The sequence below is a fragment of the Anabaena sp. CCY 9613 genome (genome assembly GCF_963920895.1).
Lineage (GTDB): Bacteria > Cyanobacteriota > Cyanobacteriia > Cyanobacteriales > Nostocaceae > Cyanocohniella.
Genome location: NZ_CAWUDE010000012.1, coordinates 154,337 through 172,672, shown reverse-complemented (window position 1 = coordinate 172,672; position 18,336 = coordinate 154,337). Strand labels below are relative to the sequence as shown.

General features: G+C 39.8%; 18 protein-coding genes. 12 read left to right on the top strand and 6 right to left on the bottom strand.

Features of this window, described 5'->3' with window-relative positions:
* Positions 1-167 precede the first annotated feature (167 nt).
* The 6 genes from ACM0OT_RS15820 (at position 168) to ACM0OT_RS15795 (ending at position 4,928) form a co-directional block, all read left to right on the top strand.
* Positions 168-923, top strand: a complete 756-nt coding sequence (locus ACM0OT_RS15820) for an EndoU domain-containing protein (protein WP_414565335.1) — start codon at positions 168-170, stop codon at positions 921-923.
* 82 nt (positions 924-1,005) lie between these two features.
* Complete coding sequence (locus tag ACM0OT_RS15815; RefSeq protein WP_414565307.1) at positions 1,006-1,794, top strand: SAM-dependent methyltransferase; 789 nt, start codon at positions 1,006-1,008, stop codon at positions 1,792-1,794.
* 46 nt (positions 1,795-1,840) lie between these two features.
* Positions 1,841-2,185 (top strand): cupin domain-containing protein, encoded by a 345-nt coding sequence (locus ACM0OT_RS15810; protein ID WP_414565306.1) that lies wholly within the window; start codon positions 1,841-1,843, stop codon positions 2,183-2,185.
* Between the two features lie 12 nt (positions 2,186-2,197).
* Entirely contained in the window at positions 2,198-2,692 is a 495-nt protein-coding gene (locus tag ACM0OT_RS15805; protein WP_414565305.1) for a hypothetical protein, read from the top strand.
* A 713-nt stretch (positions 2,693-3,405) separates the two neighbouring features.
* Positions 3,406-3,780 (top strand): hypothetical protein, encoded by a 375-nt coding sequence (locus ACM0OT_RS15800; protein WP_414565304.1) that lies wholly within the window; start codon positions 3,406-3,408, stop codon positions 3,778-3,780.
* 254 nt (positions 3,781-4,034) lie between these two features.
* Positions 4,035-4,928: a hypothetical protein gene (locus ACM0OT_RS15795; protein WP_414565303.1), complete on the top strand. Its 894-nt coding sequence runs from the start codon at positions 4,035-4,037 to the stop codon at positions 4,926-4,928.
* 8 nt (positions 4,929-4,936) lie between these two features.
* On the opposite strand, the gene ACM0OT_RS15790 is transcribed toward ACM0OT_RS15795, so the two are convergent.
* On the bottom strand, positions 4,937-5,341 hold the full coding sequence (locus ACM0OT_RS15790; RefSeq protein ID WP_414565302.1) for an NIL domain-containing protein: 405 nt from the start codon (positions 5,339-5,341) through the stop codon (positions 4,937-4,939).
* Positions 5,342-5,455: 114 nt separating this feature from the next.
* Between ACM0OT_RS15790 and ACM0OT_RS15785 the strand changes: the two genes are divergently transcribed.
* Positions 5,456-6,046 carry a thioredoxin family protein gene (locus ACM0OT_RS15785; protein ID WP_414565301.1) on the top strand — a complete coding sequence of 197 codons (591 nt, stop codon included), beginning with the start codon at positions 5,456-5,458 and terminating at the stop codon, positions 6,044-6,046.
* Between the two features lie 524 nt (positions 6,047-6,570).
* Entirely contained in the window at positions 6,571-7,386 is an 816-nt protein-coding gene (locus ACM0OT_RS15780) for an FkbM family methyltransferase (RefSeq protein ID WP_414565300.1), read from the top strand.
* A gap of 307 nt (positions 7,387-7,693) precedes the next feature.
* On the opposite strand, the gene ACM0OT_RS15775 is transcribed toward ACM0OT_RS15780, so the two are convergent.
* Positions 7,694-8,764, bottom strand: coding sequence for a helix-turn-helix domain-containing protein (locus ACM0OT_RS15775; protein WP_414565299.1), 1,071 nt, complete (start codon positions 8,762-8,764; stop codon positions 7,694-7,696).
* A 420-nt stretch (positions 8,765-9,184) separates the two neighbouring features.
* On the opposite strand from ACM0OT_RS15775, the gene ACM0OT_RS15770 reads away from it, so the two are divergent.
* Positions 9,185-9,802 (top strand): sterol desaturase family protein, encoded by a 618-nt coding sequence (locus ACM0OT_RS15770; protein WP_414565298.1) that lies wholly within the window; start codon positions 9,185-9,187, stop codon positions 9,800-9,802.
* Between the two features lie 215 nt (positions 9,803-10,017).
* Here the strand turns inward: ACM0OT_RS15770 and ACM0OT_RS15765 are convergent, their stop codons facing one another.
* Positions 10,018-10,911 carry an alpha/beta hydrolase gene (locus ACM0OT_RS15765; protein WP_414565297.1) on the bottom strand — a complete coding sequence of 298 codons (894 nt, stop codon included), beginning with the start codon at positions 10,909-10,911 and terminating at the stop codon, positions 10,018-10,020.
* A 175-nt stretch (positions 10,912-11,086) separates the two neighbouring features.
* On the opposite strand from ACM0OT_RS15765, the gene ACM0OT_RS15760 reads away from it, so the two are divergent.
* Complete coding sequence (locus ACM0OT_RS15760) at positions 11,087-11,914, top strand: helix-turn-helix domain-containing protein (protein WP_414565296.1); 828 nt, start codon at positions 11,087-11,089, stop codon at positions 11,912-11,914.
* Between the two features lie 65 nt (positions 11,915-11,979).
* Here the strand turns inward: ACM0OT_RS15760 and gatA are convergent, their stop codons facing one another.
* Positions 11,980-13,440, bottom strand: coding sequence for an Asp-tRNA(Asn)/Glu-tRNA(Gln) amidotransferase subunit GatA (gatA, locus tag ACM0OT_RS15755; protein ID WP_414565295.1), 1,461 nt, complete (start codon positions 13,438-13,440; stop codon positions 11,980-11,982).
* A 202-nt stretch (positions 13,441-13,642) separates the two neighbouring features.
* On the opposite strand from gatA, the gene ACM0OT_RS15750 reads away from it, so the two are divergent.
* The gene (locus tag ACM0OT_RS15750; RefSeq protein WP_414565293.1) at positions 13,643-14,998 is read left to right on the top strand and encodes an OB-fold nucleic acid binding domain-containing protein; all 1,356 of its coding nucleotides are present in this window, start codon (positions 13,643-13,645) and stop codon (positions 14,996-14,998) included.
* Positions 14,999-15,154: 156 nt separating this feature from the next.
* Positions 15,155-15,700 (top strand): hypothetical protein, encoded by a 546-nt coding sequence (locus ACM0OT_RS15745; protein ID WP_414565292.1) that lies wholly within the window; start codon positions 15,155-15,157, stop codon positions 15,698-15,700.
* A gap of 263 nt (positions 15,701-15,963) precedes the next feature.
* Here ACM0OT_RS15745 and ACM0OT_RS15740 read toward each other — a convergent pair whose 3' ends face one another.
* Together ACM0OT_RS15740 and ACM0OT_RS15735 are read right to left on the bottom strand one after the other, a co-directional pair.
* Positions 15,964-17,028 (bottom strand): AI-2E family transporter, encoded by a 1,065-nt coding sequence (locus tag ACM0OT_RS15740; RefSeq protein WP_414565291.1) that lies wholly within the window; start codon positions 17,026-17,028, stop codon positions 15,964-15,966.
* A gap of 54 nt (positions 17,029-17,082) precedes the next feature.
* Positions 17,083-18,309: a DUF4336 domain-containing protein gene (locus ACM0OT_RS15735; protein WP_414565290.1), complete on the bottom strand. Its 1,227-nt coding sequence runs from the start codon at positions 18,307-18,309 to the stop codon at positions 17,083-17,085.
* Positions 18,310-18,336 lie beyond the last annotated feature (27 nt).

The following is an 18,336-nucleotide window of genomic DNA, read 5'->3' as shown; positions in this document are numbered from 1 at the left end:
GTATAAAAGACTTAACTCATATCTTGAGTATTCCCCTTAAAAATTGGTCAATTACTAAGTAGAAATACATATTCCGTATGCCAGAAATACAACTCCAACCTGCAAAAAAGCTATCTCGACGGATAGCGAGTCGAGTAACTGTATTAGTCTTAGCTGGCTTGCTAGGAATGCAAAATACAGCACCAGCACAGTCTCAGCCAGCAGCGAAACTTCTGCCATTTTTCGATAATGTCAGCAACCCCGTTCCTGTAGGATTCCCCAGAGGGCAAAAATTAGATATTACACCACCTCCTCCTCTGCTCAATTCCTTTGATCAAGCTGTCCTCAAAATCTGCGGCCCTATAGGAACAAGAGTCACCCCCAATAAATTTAAACAGTTATTGTCCTCTTACCCAGATATATTACAGAAGCTTCAGACAGATAGCGGCGGTGAACTACGTCCTGGACGCAAGAATAAAACAGAATTTTTAGATGATTTAACCGATATTTGGTTTAAAAATCGGGGCTTTGAACATATTTTTTGTGGAGAAATCAAGAGCGCTAATGATATTGGCGGCTTGCATTTTTACGGCAGATATTTACAGTTGCAGAATGAGGGAATTGGCGGACGCTTACCAAATAATCAAAGGCGAGAGGAAGTTGTTCCTGGTGTAATTTATACAATGGGTGTAGTTATTCAACAAGGAAACCGCACAATTACAGATGTGATTAAAGGCTACAGCTACCTCAGTAATGCTCAAGAATTGCTTTTAGATGCTACCAAAATCTTTAAGCTCCAAGGAAATGCTGAGGGAGCGTGTATTTTTAATGTCCGCGATCAGGATACTGGAAAAACTTTTCCCAAAGTTTTTGTGCGGAGACAGAAGGCTATAGTTACGTTCTACCCCGATGCTACTCCCCAAGGAGCAAAATGTAAAACTTAATTTCCTTCTTTGAGCTACCTCAGAGACAGCATCATTAATTTGTGGCAAATTGAGGATATAACCAGTTCAGAGGGTCACAGAGATGACCAACACTATCCTCAATTTGCCAACGGCTTCCGGACATCAAGTTTTAGCCGCCGCAGGTAAAAAATATCTGCGTCCCGGTGGACGAATAGCTACAGAACAATTATGCCAATGGGCGAACTTTCAGCCTGGTGAAACAGTTTTAGAATTAGCTTCTAGCTTTGGATACAGTGCAATATCCCTGGCCCAACGCTACCATGTCAAAGTAGTGGGGGTAGAAAAAAATCCTGATAGTGTAGTTCGGGCGCGAGAAAACGTCCGTACAGCTGGATTAGCAAATCAAGTTGAAATCATTGAAGGCGATATTTTTCATCTAGATGCAATACCAGAGAAGTTTGATTATGTTTTAGCGGAAGCTATTCTCACAATGCAGCCCCCAGCAGGAAAAGCCCGGCTGTTGACGGAAATTCATCATCGACTGAAACCGGGAGGTAAGTTTCTCTCCCATGAATTATTAGCTGCTGACAAAGAAGAAGAAATTCGCGCCGATTTAGCAAGAGTAATTCGAGTTAATTCCACACCACTTTCAGCAGCTAACTGGATTGCAGCTTGTGCAACGGCAGGACTGCAAGTACAGAAACATCAAACTGGAAGTATGAGTTTATTGAACTTAAGACGGATGTTTCAAGATGAAGGTATTTTAAACACTATATATATCTTGTGGAATATTTTCACGCAGAAATCCATCCGCCAACGAGTATTAGAAATGCGCCATGTTTTCAACAAATACCGACACGAATTAGGCTATATCATTCTCTGTACTGTGGTTGAAGAAGATGATGACTAACGACAAGGTTATTTCTGATAAACAAGCAAACCAATAGTAGGAAAACATGACTAATCAAACAATATCTAACCAATCTCTCGTTACCCAACTGAGAGAACAGATTGAATATCCTCGTGCTGGTGTTCTCAGCAAAGTTCTAATTCAAGATCAAGCCTGCCAATATACTCTATTTTGTTTGGCAGCTACTACTGAGATTTCCGAGCATTCTTCTACTCGCAATGCCACTATTAACGTTCTAGAAGGCAGAGGAATACTAAATTTATCAGGCGAAGATATTACTCTTGAACCTGGAGTATTTATCTTTATGCCTGCCAATGAACTCCATGCTTTACAGGCTGAGGAAAATTTAGCTTTCTTGCTGACACTATCTGAAAAAGTAGCAAATAAATAGGATTTTTCCCAAATGTCATTATTAGTTTCAACTTTCACTCAACACTTAGATATTTCTCCAGTTCAATTAGAAGCCATCTTCTCAAAACCACTAACTGAGTTTCTTAATTCACCTGAGTTGCAAAAAAAACTAAATAGCTTAGATATTGATTTGCTGAGGGAAACTTTACCTACATCTGGCGCTATTTTAGCCAAGGAATTACCATCTTTTTACCACTGGTTGAAAAACGAGTTAGATATTAAGCGGGTTCCTGATAGCCCAGACCACACAACAAAATGGGTTGTTGATTTTGTGAATAATCAGGAAAGTCTCACCCATTTGGTTCAATTACATCGTCCAGTTCCTCGTATGGCTTTAGAAACTGCTGTTCCTCGGTTGGTGGGAATGTTTGCAGGTGTGGAAAATGAGCTAATCAAACAAGAATGGCAAAAAGCTGTGGCTGCATTATGTTTAGTTCTAGTAGTTGCAGCCCGTGAACAAGATAAGTCAAGTTTAGTAGCCCTTTAGTGAAGTAGAATGCCACTTAGTTTTGATGATCCGGAGCATCAAGACTAAACTCAATGTAAGGTAAATAATTATGACTATTAGTAATAGCCTAAAATGTCGGTATTTAGGTTGGGGTGAATTTAACCAGTTTCGCCAATATCATATCCAGTAGAAAAATTGTCATTGCGACCGCAGGGAAGCAATCCCAAAACCCCTGTGTTCGCGTCGTTTCACTTTGTTTCACTCGCGGCGGCATATCGTGAGTATTCAGCTAGAAGCACGACAGAATCGGGTTTCTGATTATCCCGAACTCAGTCTATAGTAAAAATTACGCCGAAAATTAGTAAATAATGTAACCAAATAAAATAGTGTCACTATGCCATATTTAACATTATTTAATTTAAATCTAAAATTGATCCCTGCTAAGTTATGATGCGTTTTGTTGCGTTTTTAGCCAAAAACAAAAAAATAAAATAAATAATTAAAATTATAGACATAACACATCAGTGCTGCACCAGTAGATTGAATACTGTTTTTAGTATTCATGTTCTTCTTCAGCAGCAATTTTAACTACAGTCGTCAGGTCTAGACCGCTGAATATTCTCTGAAAAAAAGTGAGATTTATTTTTAGAGGATATATACTTGGATAATTTCTCAATAGTTTTCAATTTAAGCTGCTAGGGTTTTGCTCTTTGCATAAAATACTGACCGCATAAAAGAGGAGTTAAAAAACGATGAAAACACTTGTTAATTTAACCCACCAATCAGTCCTAGGAGAGATTGAAAGTGTCTTGGATACATATCCATATCACTATCAACAAGCTTTTGCACTTTCTGACTTACGCCAAGAGTTAATTACTTTTGTTCTCAACCGCATACCCCGCATTTATAAAGCCGTATCTGAAGAACAAATTTATCTGCCAGATTTACCAGAAGAAAGCTTATTAAGTCACAAGTTACCCCGTAGCCCTTTAGGGCAGCAAGTACACCTGCAAAATTTAATTCATCAAGGTATTTGCTCTATCATGCAAGAAAAGTCAGATTGGATTAACCTTCATCTTTGTGAAACAGTTCATACAGGTTGTGAACCGTCTCATTGGTTTGGTTAATTCCCCTGAAAATATTATGCTTTTCTAGTGAAATACCCAACTCTATCGAGTAACTAACTTTTCACGGTATCTGGAAAACCTCTCTCTAAATCTCTCTCCTACGAGGAGAGAGACTTTATAATTCCTGATTATAGTAGTAAGTTAAATTGAGATAATAAACCCAAAATACAAGTCTGTAAACTGTCATACCCACAAAAGAATAGAGAAACATAACTTATATAATGTGGTCTACTTGGTATGAATTTAGTTGACTAATGAATAGATGTCGTTTCAGTTTATCAGTACTTGGATTAATTGCTACTAGTTTGGTTTCGGATTTGATGATTCAGCCAGTAACGGCCAATACTGCTGATTTACAAACTCAAGATAATTTATTTTTGGATTACCAACTTGTTAATAACATTATTGACTTAGAGAAATTCTGTAAAGACTATCCCCTGAATACTCGTTGTCATCAAGTTTCTGAACCAGCTTCACAACCAGAAATAGTTGAACAGACTATTGTGAATCCTGAAACACCACAACAAAATCATGGTTGGGCTGTCACTCCGGAAGTAAGTACCTTGGGTTTAGGCGCATCAGTAATAAAATCAGTTACACCTAACCTCAATGGTAGAGTAGGTTTAAACACTGGTGCCATTGATGTCGGCAACTATCAAAGACGAGACAATACAGTTACTTACGAAGCTAAATTAAATCTTCTCAATGTTTCGACTGTGTTAGATTATCATCCATTTAATAACTCTGGTTTTCGCATGACTGGAGGTATAGTATTTCATAATACAGAAGTCACAGGAAACGCCAAAATTAAAAATAATCAGGTATTTGTCTACAATAATAACTCTTATACCACCGCTGATATTGAGTCTGTGAAGGGCAAGGTTTCCTTACCTAATCAGGTTGCACCCTATATTGGTATTGGTTGGGGAAATCCATTTAAAAAAGGGCAACGCTGGGGATTTTCGGCTAATTTGGGTGTAATGTTTGCTGGCTCACCCCAAGTAAATTTAACACCGAATATCAACAATGTAGCTTTGCGAAATCAAATATTGCAAGACCTCGCTATAGAAACCAAAGAACTGGAGAAGGATCTAAAGGGATATAGTATTTATCCAGTTATATCTTTGGGAGTTTCTTATCAGTTTTAATTGGTAATTTAAAGATTTGTGGAAATCGCTTGCACAGGACATGTAGGAATACATTGTTCACAGACGATGCAGCGCGATCGCGTGAACGTCAATTTGTATGTTTCTGGGTGCAGACTCAGGGCTTCTGTAGGACAAACCCCAGTACACAAACCACAATGAACACAGGTATCTTCATCGATGGCAATTTCACCTAAGTTATGGGAAACACTGACGTGACGCGATCGCATCCACTCAATAGCTGCATCCAACTGATCAATGTCTCCTGATAGTTCCACCACCAGTTTGCCTATTTGGTTAGGGGCCACTTGGGCGCGGATAATATTTGCCGCTACATTAAATTCCTTTGCCAGTACGTAAGTAACTGGCATTTGAATGGCGCGTTTAGGAAACGTCAGAGTGACTCGTTTTTTCACAGGTTTTGCAGAGGGTTTGTTCTGTTGTAGCGTACAAACAACTCCAGAGGGGGCATAGGAGAAAGAGGTACACTAAAATAATGACCTTGCTTAATAAGTTTTAATAAATTTGTTATGACTACAGAATCATCTATTAATTCTTCTGCCAAGCCAGAAACTACAACTGGGGCGCGTGTGAGAAATTTCTTAATTGCCATAGTGGCGATCGCTCTTAGTGTAGCTTTAGTCTTAGGACTGCGAACAGAGACAACTTCGGCTTCTCTGGCAGACTTAGATCAAGCATCTACACCCCTAGAAGTCGCTATCAGCAACGGCAAACCCTCAATCGTGGAATTTTATGCTAACTGGTGTACTGTTTGCCAAAAAATGGCCCCAGATATAGCCCAACTAGAACAGGAATATACTGACAAGGTTAACTTTGTCATGTTGAACGTAGATAATACCAAATGGCTCCCAGAGATGTTGAAATACCGTGTAGATGGTATTCCCCACTTTGTATTTTTAGATAACAACGGAGAAACCATCGCACAGGCCATCGGTGATCAACCCCACACAGTCATGGCCAGTAACTTAGACGCTTTGGTTGCTGGTTCATCCTTACCCTATGCCCAAACTAGCGGGCAAGTTTCCAAATTTTCCGCCCCAGTTGCACCAGCTAATAGTCAAGATGACCCCCGTAGTCATGGTAGTCAGGTCGTGAATTAATCCCACTTACGCATTGATTCTAAACTGACAAAGGTTTCCACAATTTAACGTGCGCCTGCCTCCGTGGGAGACTGCACGTTAATGCGGATCAATACCAAATTAGTGAAAAATATCAGTACATTTGGGTGACAACCCTCATACTACCTGCTTTTAAGCTTAACCGAACCGTATTGCTCACTCAATAACATAAGATTTTGCCAAACTGGCATGACAAATTCAGGAATAAATCTTTTAATTTTAATATCAACATAAATTACCCATTTATGTATCCAACCGAGATGTATGGAGTGAAAAACTGCTACATCAAATTCAAAAAAGCTGTTATATCATGTCCGCTTGATTACTTACTAAAACCGAACAACCCCACCCCGCCAAAACTAAGTTTTGTCTGCCTTCCCTGTGGACTCTGAGGGATTGGGGGTGCAATGCTTGTGCAAATTATTACTAATTCACAGGACTTGATATTATTTATAACTAAAAATTAAGCATCACTGTGTAGCGGTAAAAACTTAAAAATTAAGTTTATGATTAAAAGTTTTTTACAAACAGTCATTGAACCATTTCCTGGAACAGCGCGTTTTCTGCGTAGCCTGCGATCGCAACTAGATCAGAACGCTCCGTCTGTAAATACTCCGTGGGGGTTCACCCTAGCGGGTCACGAAGCTATGGCTAGAGGAACCTTTGAACCAGAAGAAACTCAGCTAATTCGTCAACTCTTGCAGGAAGTAGATGTACTGGTAAATATCGGTGCAAATGTAGGCTACTATTGTTGCCATGCTCTGAGCCTTGGCAAATATGTGATTGCTGTGGAACCTATTGCCCGAAATATGCATTACCTACTTAAGAACATTCGTGATAATGGTTGGGCAAACCAAGCCGAGGTTTTTCCAGTAGCCCTGGGGCAAAGTACTAACATTTTGGAAATGTGGGGAGAAGGAACAGGAGCCTCCCTGGTTAAGGGCTGGGCTTCAATTCCAGAGAGTTATGTTACACAAGTACCTGTTATCACCCTCGACCGCTTATTAAGTAATACTCTCCAAGGTAAGCGGGCGTTGATTTTGGTAGATATCGAGGGGGCTGAGTACATGATGTTGCAAGGTGCTAAAGCTACTCTTGCCAATCATCCCCGCCCGATTTGGATAGTGGAAATTTCCACCACAGAACACCAACCTACTGGAACTAGGATGAATCCAAACTTTGCAGCGACCTTTGATATGTTCTTGAATCAAGGCTATCAAGCATTTACAGCAGAAGCATCGCCACAGAAATTTGAAGTTTCTTTGCAAACTATGAATGATGATCAGATAAGTCTTTTAACCCACAACTTTTTGTTTCGCTAATTCTTTTTCTATCATGTTTTGAGTTTCACAAGCAAACATATCCATGTTTTGGGTGAAAAAGTAAACCCCGACATCACCATACATTAGTCAAGTTTTATTTATAACCAAGTATAGTTATTGATTTTTATTTGACTATTGTTATAGTTTTGCGCTGTTTATTTGTTTTTTACGGGTATCTACGTTTGGTGCAAGATCTGATTTTTCCCTTTTATGGTTCTGTATCTTATTTTACTTAATATTGAACGCCTAACTCCCCTTGCACTTGGTTGCGGTTTTGACATCCATATTTCCAGGTGCAAGAAGTGAGTTAAAAAGCTTCTGGTGGGGCGATACCCGATCCCACACTGATGCCAACATTACTAGACTGTAACCCCGGTTTCACAGTTACTTCAGACTCAAGGGATGATTGAGGAATAGATGCAGACGGGGGAGTCATCACCTCCGGATTCAGGGCCCTACCAGTATCAGCTGGCTGAGATATCAAAGATAATCCTCCTACTGCTCCAGCGACAAGGGCTGTATAGCCGAAATACAAATGCAGAGGACGTACTTCTAGTCCCAATCTTCCGGTAATTTTTTGGGAATGATGCCAAGATGGGATGACTGATGTTGCCATATGGGGTATTGGTAAAGAAGCAGCTAGATTAGTGCCATTTAGTCCCAAAGAGTTCCCCATAACTCGAATAAATCCACGTACCAAGGTATCTTCTGGCAATGATTCTAAGTTGCCATTTTCTATGGCTTCCATCTGATGAATTGGTATGTGAGTATATATATTTAGTTGTTTCAAAGAAAGGCTTTGAGATTCACGAGCTTGCCTAAGTTGCTGGCCGATTTGGCACATAGTGGTTAAGCGCTGTTCGGCTGCCGTTTCCTTGGCTATTTCGGTTTTAGAGACTGTTTTGTTGGGCTTGAACCATTGCATCAGTGTTTTACCTGGAAAGTCGATTTCTGAGTTGCTGACTGGATTAACAGTAGTTGTAGATGATACCTTTGTTTGGATAGCATTTATACTGCTGTTTTTATTGTCTCCTTTAATACTTGATACGTCACTAGTCTTGGCTAATTTTACACTTGGTGAAAGACTATCAGTATCTGTATGGTCTATATTTTGTTGATGTTCTGTAAATTTTTGATGTTGTGCAAGTTGCTGGAAGGTTAAACCAATGGCTTCTCTACCTACAGCTTTAAACAAAATCTTGGCTTGTTCTGCTGAAGACCCCAGCAACTTTTGTACTGTAGCGATCGCCTGCTGATAAACTTTACTGCTATGAAGTTCAGTTTCAATCTCACCTAAGAGCGATCGCAATTCATCTTGAGGAATTTTAATACTGTAATTTCCTGGAATAGTTAATAAATACACAGGTGTCATAGTCATGATGTCAGTCGCTCCCGGCATTCAGGCAAAAAAGTTTAAATCTTTATAATTTGTCGTTTTCTTAGCTGCCATATCCGGATGCTTCTGCATCTTTTATACGTTATTTTTCTAAAATCAATAAATGTACGGAACTAGAAAGAATTGTGAATTTCTAAAATCTTGGTTTGCGGCAAATGCGCCTCGGTTTCAATATAGACATAAGATATAGAAAAGACTTACGCCAGATTGTCACAGTGGTCAAGTTATTCGCCATCGAATATTAGTTTATCCGAAGGAGAAAACGTTAAATTGACGAACCACTCATTTTGCTTGTATTCGTTTGTTTTCTTCGGGATTATTTTTGCCCGATACTTTCTGATTGCAGGGGGAGCGTACTTGCTTTTCTATTTGGTTCTCGGAAAGTCTCTTGCCAAACGGAGTTTGCGTTTAAAGCCGCCGGTGAGTCGGTTGATTTGGAAGGATATCGAACTATCAATTCTCTCTGCGGTGATTTTTGCTCTTTGTGCAGCGCTGATCATCTCAGAATACGATTTGGGAGTAACTCTCTTGTACACTGACTTACGTGAGTATGGACTGTGGTATTTAGCAGTCAGTTTTGTGGCGCTACTTATTCTTCAGGATACATATTTTTACTTTATTCATCGGATTTTTCACAACCGCTTGCTTTTCAGATGGATACATTTTGGACACCACTCTTCAATAGATCCCACACCTTGGAGTTCCTTCGCGTTTGATCCACCAGAGGCGATTATACAGGCGCTCTTTTTTGTAGGTGTAGTCTTCCTAGTCCCACTCCATTTCATTACTTTAGTGGCCGCGCTGATGATCATGACCATATGGGCAGTGTTTAATCATTTGGGATTCGAGCTATTTCCCTCGTCATTCAAAAGCCACTGGTTCGGAAAGTGGTTCATCGGCCCGACACATCACTCAATACATCATCGCCAGTACACCATCCACTATGGCTTGTATTTCACGTTGTGGGACAAACTGCTTGGTACTCAAGACCTTAACTATGAAAATAAGTTTCATAGCTAAAATTTTCCTTGGTAGTTGAAGGATGTGAAACCCAACAAAACCAGGAGTTTTACCCTAAGAGAAGCCACCCAACGCAGTGGCTCCCAACCTACGGGAATTATTTAATTTCTGTTCCTCAGGAGCCTTGCAATAATAACTTGAATACTTTTGATAGAGGAGTTAAGCTCACAACTTGTTCCAGATTAAATTTGTACAACTTATTTTTACATGATGCCTTAGTAACTATGAACTTTTACCTGTTGAACAAAAGACTTCACCCATTGCAGATATTCCACACCAGCGACTACAGCAGTATCATTATGGTCTGCGGCTGGAACTAAAAATAGTTTTTTCGGTTCAGGAGCAGCGCTATATAATTGTTGGCTCATAAAAGATGGCACAGTAGTGTCGGCAGTACCGTGAATGAATAAAGCTGGCATTTTTAACTGTGGTACTTTTTTAATAGATTCAAACCGTTGGTTGAGAAGTAAATTTACAGGGAAAATCCGAAACAAGTTTCTATAAGCCACTACATCCTGGATAGAGGTAAACGAGCTTTCCACAATTAATCCCGCAGCTTCTGGATGTTTGACTGCTAAATCAATAGCTATTGCACCACCCAGAGAATGACCGTAAAGAAAAATTCTACTTGGTGAAATTTGTTTCTCTTGTGTCAGGTAATTCCACGCTATAACTGCATCTTCATAAACTCGCTTTTCATTAGGAAACATCCCTTCACTGCGACCATACCCGCGATAATCAATCAGTAGTACGGAAAATCCCAGTTGATGAAACCTCTTGGCATGACCAATATTTGCACCAATATTGATGCCGTTACCGTGCAGATACAACAAGACTTTCGCATCTGGCTGCTGGGCTTTGAGCCACCAACCATGAACTAGTTCCACCTTACCTGAACTAACTGGTACAGGTAACCATACTTCCTCGTATGGCAGATTAAAAAACTCTGGTGTCTTTTCAATAACACTAGAGGGAAAGAAGATGAACCGCGGCTGTTTAACAACCAGAACCACACAAATGGCAAGGTAGGCGGTAATTGCAACTACCTCTACCATAAGTAGCAACTTAAAACACAATTGCATTGAAAATTGCAGTTTTTTTATATTCATGCACTAGGATTTATACTTTAACAAATATTTATCAAAAAGAACTCTTTATAAAGCAAGCGAAGTCGGTATTTTCCCTATAAAATTATCTCAATATTGTGAATAGTACAAATATTGACTACACGTAAGTAAGATTGCTTATGTAAAGTCAAGATTTAGTCATTAAGAGGAGAAGACTGTGAAGCTCGCAAATAAAGCTCAACAAGAGCAATTACAGGAAATAACTCAATATTTACGCCAAGTTAGACAAGATAGATCCATACGTATAGAAGAAATAGCTGCGCGCACAAACATTCAATTAACTGTCTTGAAAGCCTTAGATGCAGGGAAATTTGAAGAACTGCCTGAACCTGTATATGTTCAAGGATTTATCCGTCGTTATGGGGATGCTGTAGGATTAGACGGTGCGACTTTAGCTAATACTTTTACAATTAACGATTTTCCTCAATACGCTACTTATAATAATAGTCAAAATTTAGACAAAAAAACAACCACATACATACCTAATTTTGTCCCCTACGTTCTTTTATTAGGACTTGCTGCTGTCGGAGTGATTTATGTACTCAATTCAAAAGTGATCACAGAGTTTATAGCGAAAAAACAAAACTCAGTTGCCACTCAAGCAGCAACAACAACACCATTAACAGCACCTGTAACACCTACAGATGAACCTTTGGCTCAGATACAGAACTCAGTCTCAACTTCCGAAACTACACCTTTGCTCATAGATCCTCCCCAAAAGCCAGCCAACACAAATGTGGAAGTTAGTTTAGAACTGCAAGGTAAATCATGGTTACAAGTAACTGTAGATGATAAGACCGAATTTATGGGGAATTTAAACAAGGGAGCGCAGAGAACTTGGACAGCAAAAGAAAAATTGACTGTACGCTCTGGTAATGCCGGTGCTGTATTGATTTCTGTGAATCAGCAACCAGCAAAACCTTTTGGGGATGATGGTGATATTAAGGAAGTTACCTTCACAACGGAAACTTATGCTCAACAGTAATTAGAGGATGAGGGGGATGAGGAAAATTATTGTCAATTTTCTCCCCTATTCCCCACTCCCCACTCTTAAGATATTTGCGGCTGTTCTAAATGCCACTTAGTTGATTGCTCATAGGCATAAGCTACCTGGAGTAGTTGGTCTTCTCGTAACACTTTGCCAATGAGCTGCAATCCAATGGGTAGCCCTTGGTCATCAAAACCACAAGGTACACTTATACCCGGTAAACCTGCAAGATTTACTGGAATAGTCATTAAGTCATTCAAGTACATACTCAAGGGATCAGTAACTTTTTCTCCGGCTTTGAACGCTGTGGTGGGAGCAGTGGGACAAACTAATACATCGACTGTCTTAAATGCTCTTTCAAAATCTTGTTTAATCAAGGTGCGGACTTTTTGTGCTTTCAAATAATAGGCATCGTAATAGCCAGCAGAAAGGGCATAGGTACCAATCATAATCCGGCGTTTAACTTCTGCACCAAAACCCGTGGAACGGGTACGAGTATACATAGATAACAAATTATCTGCATCCTCAGCACGTAACCCATATTTCACACCATCGTAACGAGCAAGGTTAGCTGATGCTTCTGATGGGGCGATGATATAGTAGCTAGGTACGCCATAGCGAAAGTTGGGACAGGAAATGATATGAATCTCTGCACCTAAACTTTGTAATTGATCAATGGCTTTGGTGACAGCTTGCTCGACAACAGAGTCTAAACCTTCGCCAAAAGTTTCTTTAATTACCCCAATACGCAGTTTGGCTCTAGCTTTCAAGTCCGGTTTGAGGCTACTAACATAATCAGGAATTTCCACTTTGAGGCTGGTAGAGTCTTGGGGATCATAACCTGCGATCGCCTTCAACAATATTGCTGTATCTTCTACTGAGCGTCCAAATGGGCCAATTTGATCCAAGGATGAAGCGTAAGCCACTAAACCATAGCGAGAAACTAACCCGTAAGTCGGTTTCATCCCTACCACACCGCAAAAAGATGCAGGTTGACGAATAGAACCACCAGTATCAGAACCCAGGGATACTACACATTCATCAGCCGCCACAGCCGCCGCTGAACCCCCAGAAGAACCACCGGGAACCCGTGATGTATCCCAAGGGTTAGCTGTCACTTGATAGGCAGAATTTTCTGTGGAACTACCCATCGCAAACTCATCTAAGTTGGTTTTACCCACAACTACAGCCCCCGCATCCAGCAACTTTTGTGTCACTGTAGATTCATAAGGCGGCACAAAATTTTCCAAAATTCGGGAACCGCAAGTAGTGGGAATCCCTTTGGTACACATATTGTCCTTCACACCAATGGGAATCCCTGCTAGCAGCCCTATTTCTTCGCCAGCAGCGATTTTTGCATCCACAGCACGAGCCTGTTCTAATGCTTTTTGTGTCGTTACATGTAGAAAACTGTGTAATTTCGGCTCTAATGCTTGAATACGATCTAAAGCTTCTTGGGTAATTTCAACAGCAGAACGTTCCTTTATAATTAGCTGTTCGTGCAGCTCGCGGATGGATGCCATGATTGCTCTCTTTGTGACTCAAGTGATTGATTTTATTACATATTCCAGGGTACTGGGTATTGGGGAGTGGGGAACTCGGGGCCCCCTCTGGGGATAAGGGGTAATGGGGAGTAGGGATGAGAAAATTTATTCTCCCTTATGCCCCTTATCCCGACTGAGTTAAACTATTAAATCTAGAAATGAGCGCTGGGGGTTAGAAAAGATGATCAAAATAATTGCTCGTAAATCTGTGGGTCAGCAGAATGTCTATGACATTGGGGTGGCGCGTGACCATAATTTTGCTATTAAAAATAATTTGATTGCTTCTAATTGTTTTAATAAATCCCATTCCACTGCTTACGGATATGTAACTTATCAAACTGCTTATTTAAAAGCTAATTATCCTCTGGAATATATGGCGGCGCTGTTGACTGCTAATAGTGGTGATACAGATAAAGTCCAAAAATATATTAACAACTGTACTAGTATGGGTATTCCCATCGATCCGCCTGATATCAATCGCTCTGGTCTAGATTTTACACCAGCAGCAGGTAAGATTTTATTTGGGTTTTCGGCGGTGCGGAATGTGGGACAAAATGCGATCGCCTGTATTCTGGAGGCTAGAAGTGAGGGAAATGAGTTTAAATCACTGGCTGATTTTTGCGATCGCGTGGATTTGCGTGCTGTTAACCGTCGGACTTTGGAATCTCTGATTTACTGCGGCGCTTTTGACAAAATTGAAGCGAATCGTCAACAGTTAATCCGTGATTTAGAACTAGTATACGATTGGGCGCAGTCCCGCGCTAAAGATAGAGCTAGTGGACAAGGTAATCTATTTGATTTATTAGGTGGAGGTTTTACTAACACTAATAGTCAAGCAAAAACTAAGGCTTTTGAAGCAGTTCCTAAAGCAGAATCGGTGATGGATTTTCCTCCCCAGGAAAAATTACGTATGGAAAAGGAATTGTTGGGTTTTTATGTGTCAGATCATCCATTAAAAGCTTTAAGACAATCAGCATCGTTGCTAACTCCTATTAATCTTTCTCAACTCAACGAACAAAGAGAAGATACTAAAGTTTGTGTGGTCATCATGCTGAATAATGTCAAAAAAGTGATGACCAAAAAAGGTGATCCAATGGCAATTTTGCAAATAGAAGATTTAACTGCACAAACTGAAGCGGTGGTTTTTCCTAAAACTTATGAACGGATTAGTTTTTTACTGCAAGTTGACGTGAGGTTGATTATTTGGGGTAAAGTAGACCGCCGTGATGACCAAACTCAACTGATTGTTGAAGATGCAGAACCAGTAGAAACAGTGCAAATGGTGATGGTGGAACTAAATCCTCAACAAGCCTCTGATATTGAAGAACTGCATCGCTTAAAAACAATTTTGCAAGAACAGTCAGGTGATAAAGAAAAAGCAAAAATGCCAGTGATCGGAATTATACAGTCTGATGATTCCCGGAAATTGGTGCGTTTAGGCTGGCAGTTTTGTGTGCAAGATTCTCGAATCACAGTGCAAGCTTTGCAAAATGCTAGGTTTACGGCTCATCTTAAACCACTGATTGGAAGTTCATAAATCAGGGATAGTTACTTTATAAGTATTATTACTGGAAAAATATTAACCTAAATAGTTTTTTTAGTTACTTGTGCGGTTGGTAATTTTGCCTGACAAGTAGTATCTTTTGATGCTATGAGTGCATAGGCGATCGCCAAGATAAGGAGCTAAAGCTGAATGATTGCAAACGATTTATATAAATTTGTTTCTTATTGCAAAAGGATTCAACCCCAAACCCAAGAAGATATTAAACAATTTTTTGAAGGGGTGATTCTTTTTCCTTATGATAAGGAACTTTTGTTACAAGCTTATTTATTTTTACATATTAAAGATTTATTTCCTAAATGTTGCGAATTGCTGTTATTTGAAAAATCGCCTATTGCCGATTATACAGATTTAGGGAAATGTGATTTTGTTTATCTGACATTTGAAGGTAATTTATTTTTAGTGGAAACCAAATTTATTGATACAGAAGCTAAAGGCGCAACAGAAAGAAAAAGAAGAAATAAGCATAGAAATAAAGTTTTTGAACAAGTTATTACTTTAAAAAGTAGATTTAGTCAATATTGGGATATCAGACTGGAACAACTAGAATGTGCGGTTTTCACAACAGATTCAGAAGTTGATTGGCGAGGAGATAGCGTAAATGTTATAACTAAATCTATCTCTATAGAGCAGCTAGAAAATTGGCGCATAAATTATAAAAAAAGTAAATATTGTTAACTGTAATTCTCATGTAAGCTGGTGAAAAAATTTTAGGTATATGCAGAAATATAAATTATTTGCAGGGGAGGCAAAAAGTGATGTGGATATTCTTCCCGCTTTATTATCGTTGTGTTATGTCATAGGCTAACGAACCTCTGAGCGCAGTTGAAGGTGCGTTGCGCTGACAACACACCATAAAATTTGGTACATAATCAACAGAGAAAAAAGTATGGTCAGATGACAGAATAGCTAATCATCAATGACCAATAAATAAGTTACGTTCATGAACGGCTGGTAGTAAGTTCCTCTTCTGTAATTACAGAACTATATATGGTATCAGCTATTCTCTTGATAAAACTGGCTGTGGGGACGGCTAAAATTAAACCTAGGAAGCCGCCAATTTTGACTCCAATGAGTAAAGAAATGACTACAATAGCTGGATTCAATCCGGTAATTCCCCCAATTAAGCGAGGAGCAACAACATTATCATTAATTTGAATAATAATGATTGATATTACTAACACTTTGACTCCTAGCCAACCATTTTGAGATGCTAGTAATAAGCTCACAAGAATAGTACTAAGTGTACCGCCAAAGGGAATAATACTTGCAAGACCGATTCCCAAACCAAAAAGTAAGCCAAAAGGGACTTGCAAAACTTCAAATGTCAGCGATAAAACTACACTGAGAATCAAAGCAATAATTGCTTGTCCGGCAAAATATCCTTGAAAACTTTGTTGTAGGGATCTTTGAATCCGCAGATTCCATTCAGCAGGAAACCAGCCAAAGATTCCGTCCCAAAGTTGTTTACCATTGAGAACTAAAAGAATAGTTAGCACCACCGTAACTGAAAAATTCACAGCAATATTAATAGTGTCGAGGGTGAGATTAATAATGCGACTAGTTAAAGACCTAAGGGTAGTTGAGATTTGATTTGTTAGCTGAAGCGTAAGTCCGTTTAAATCAATAGGCAAATTTTCTAGTATCGTTTGATGCTCGATATTTTGTAATTGTGTTCTGCCTTTTTCAATCCATGCAGGCAAGCGATCGCCAAATTCTACTAGCTGTTGAAATACTACAGGCCCTAAAAAGAACGTGATAACAGTTAAAAGTGCCAGGGCGAACAGCAAAACAAGTGCGATCGCCCAAGTTCTTGTCATTTGGCGCTGTTCTAAAAAAACAATGGGGAAGTCCAGCAAGAAAGCCGCGAGACTAGCGGTTAGCACAACACTAGGAATTGGCTGCAAGTATTGACACAACAGTAAAATCAGCCAAATATTCAAAAAAATTACAGGAAATGTAATTCCTAAGTTAAGCCAACGGGGCAGTTTTTCACCAGACCACATATCAAGTTTTGCTCATATACTGACGCTACCGAAATCATAACAATCTAGGAGCTATCACACCTTCTCCTTGCCTGGCTTGGCAATACCTTGTCGCCTTAAACCAGCTTCCATTTCCCTAATGAATTTCATGTCTGCCTCTAACAATGGCGGATTGTTGTTGAGGACAGGTTGCTTCTCTAGAAAACTGAATGCTTGCCGGAATTGACTGGGACTAGTGGTAATAGGTGAATCAAAATGACAAGCAATGATTTGGCGAAAATCCCAAGTGGCAACTTTATCAGCCCAGTCGATTACTTGTTGAGGTGCTTGGGGCAAAATCAGAATTTGTAAAATCGGTGCGACAAAAGGACGCCCATTTCCGCGTAAAGCATCAAATGATTGCTGCCAATTGTCTTGCCAACGAAAGGGAAATAACCCAAAATATGCCTTGGGCGATCGCTTTGGTGCTTTAAAAGCATCCAGAAACATTTGCCCTAATTTAGTCATTTCTAAGGCACTAGGACGAAAATACATAGCAAATAGCGAAATGCGTTGCCATCCCTTACGGCGATTAACTGAATTATCTGGAATTACTTCTAAGGCATGATCTCTAGCATGAAATAGCAAAGGATCAGGATTTAATTCCAAAATAGCAGGTGGATCTTCTGATACAGACATAATAGAATCAGTCACCAGCAAAGTGTGCGATCGCCTGTGGAAAAATGCCACTTCTGCAAACGACCCTCGTCCTAAATTAATATCCAGTACTTCATAATCAAAATCATCAGCGAAAGGCGCTTGGCTATTATCTTCTGGCAGCACCTGAGTCCGCTTTCGAGGAAATCCTAGCCAATGCAAAGGTAAATTGATGGGGAAACTCCACTGATGAGGCGCTACGAAGACCTGTGCTTGGGGAAAGCGTCTGGCAAAGGGGCCAACAAAGATTTTATGCTCTAAACCAGAACTAGTTGGCAGAATAATGTACTTAACTTCGCCGTGTTTTTTTACCAACTCATTAACTAAGCGAACACACTCAATTGTCGGAGCCACTGGTGCATAGACAAAAAGACCGCCTGCTTGCAGTTTCACAACAGTCATCCGAATCGGCACGACGGTGTAGAGAATGCCGTGCAGCTGATCAAATATCCAAATAGTATCTTTGATTATTTCCTGGCAAACTGTGCGCCTTTTACCGTAGGGATACAGCGGTAACGCAGTCCATAAATGCCATGACCAATCTTGAGGATTACTACTTGGTTGCATCCATTGTTGTGGCGGCTCATTTCCCTGCTGTGCGTTCATCGTTTCATCCAGTTCTTCCTACTATCC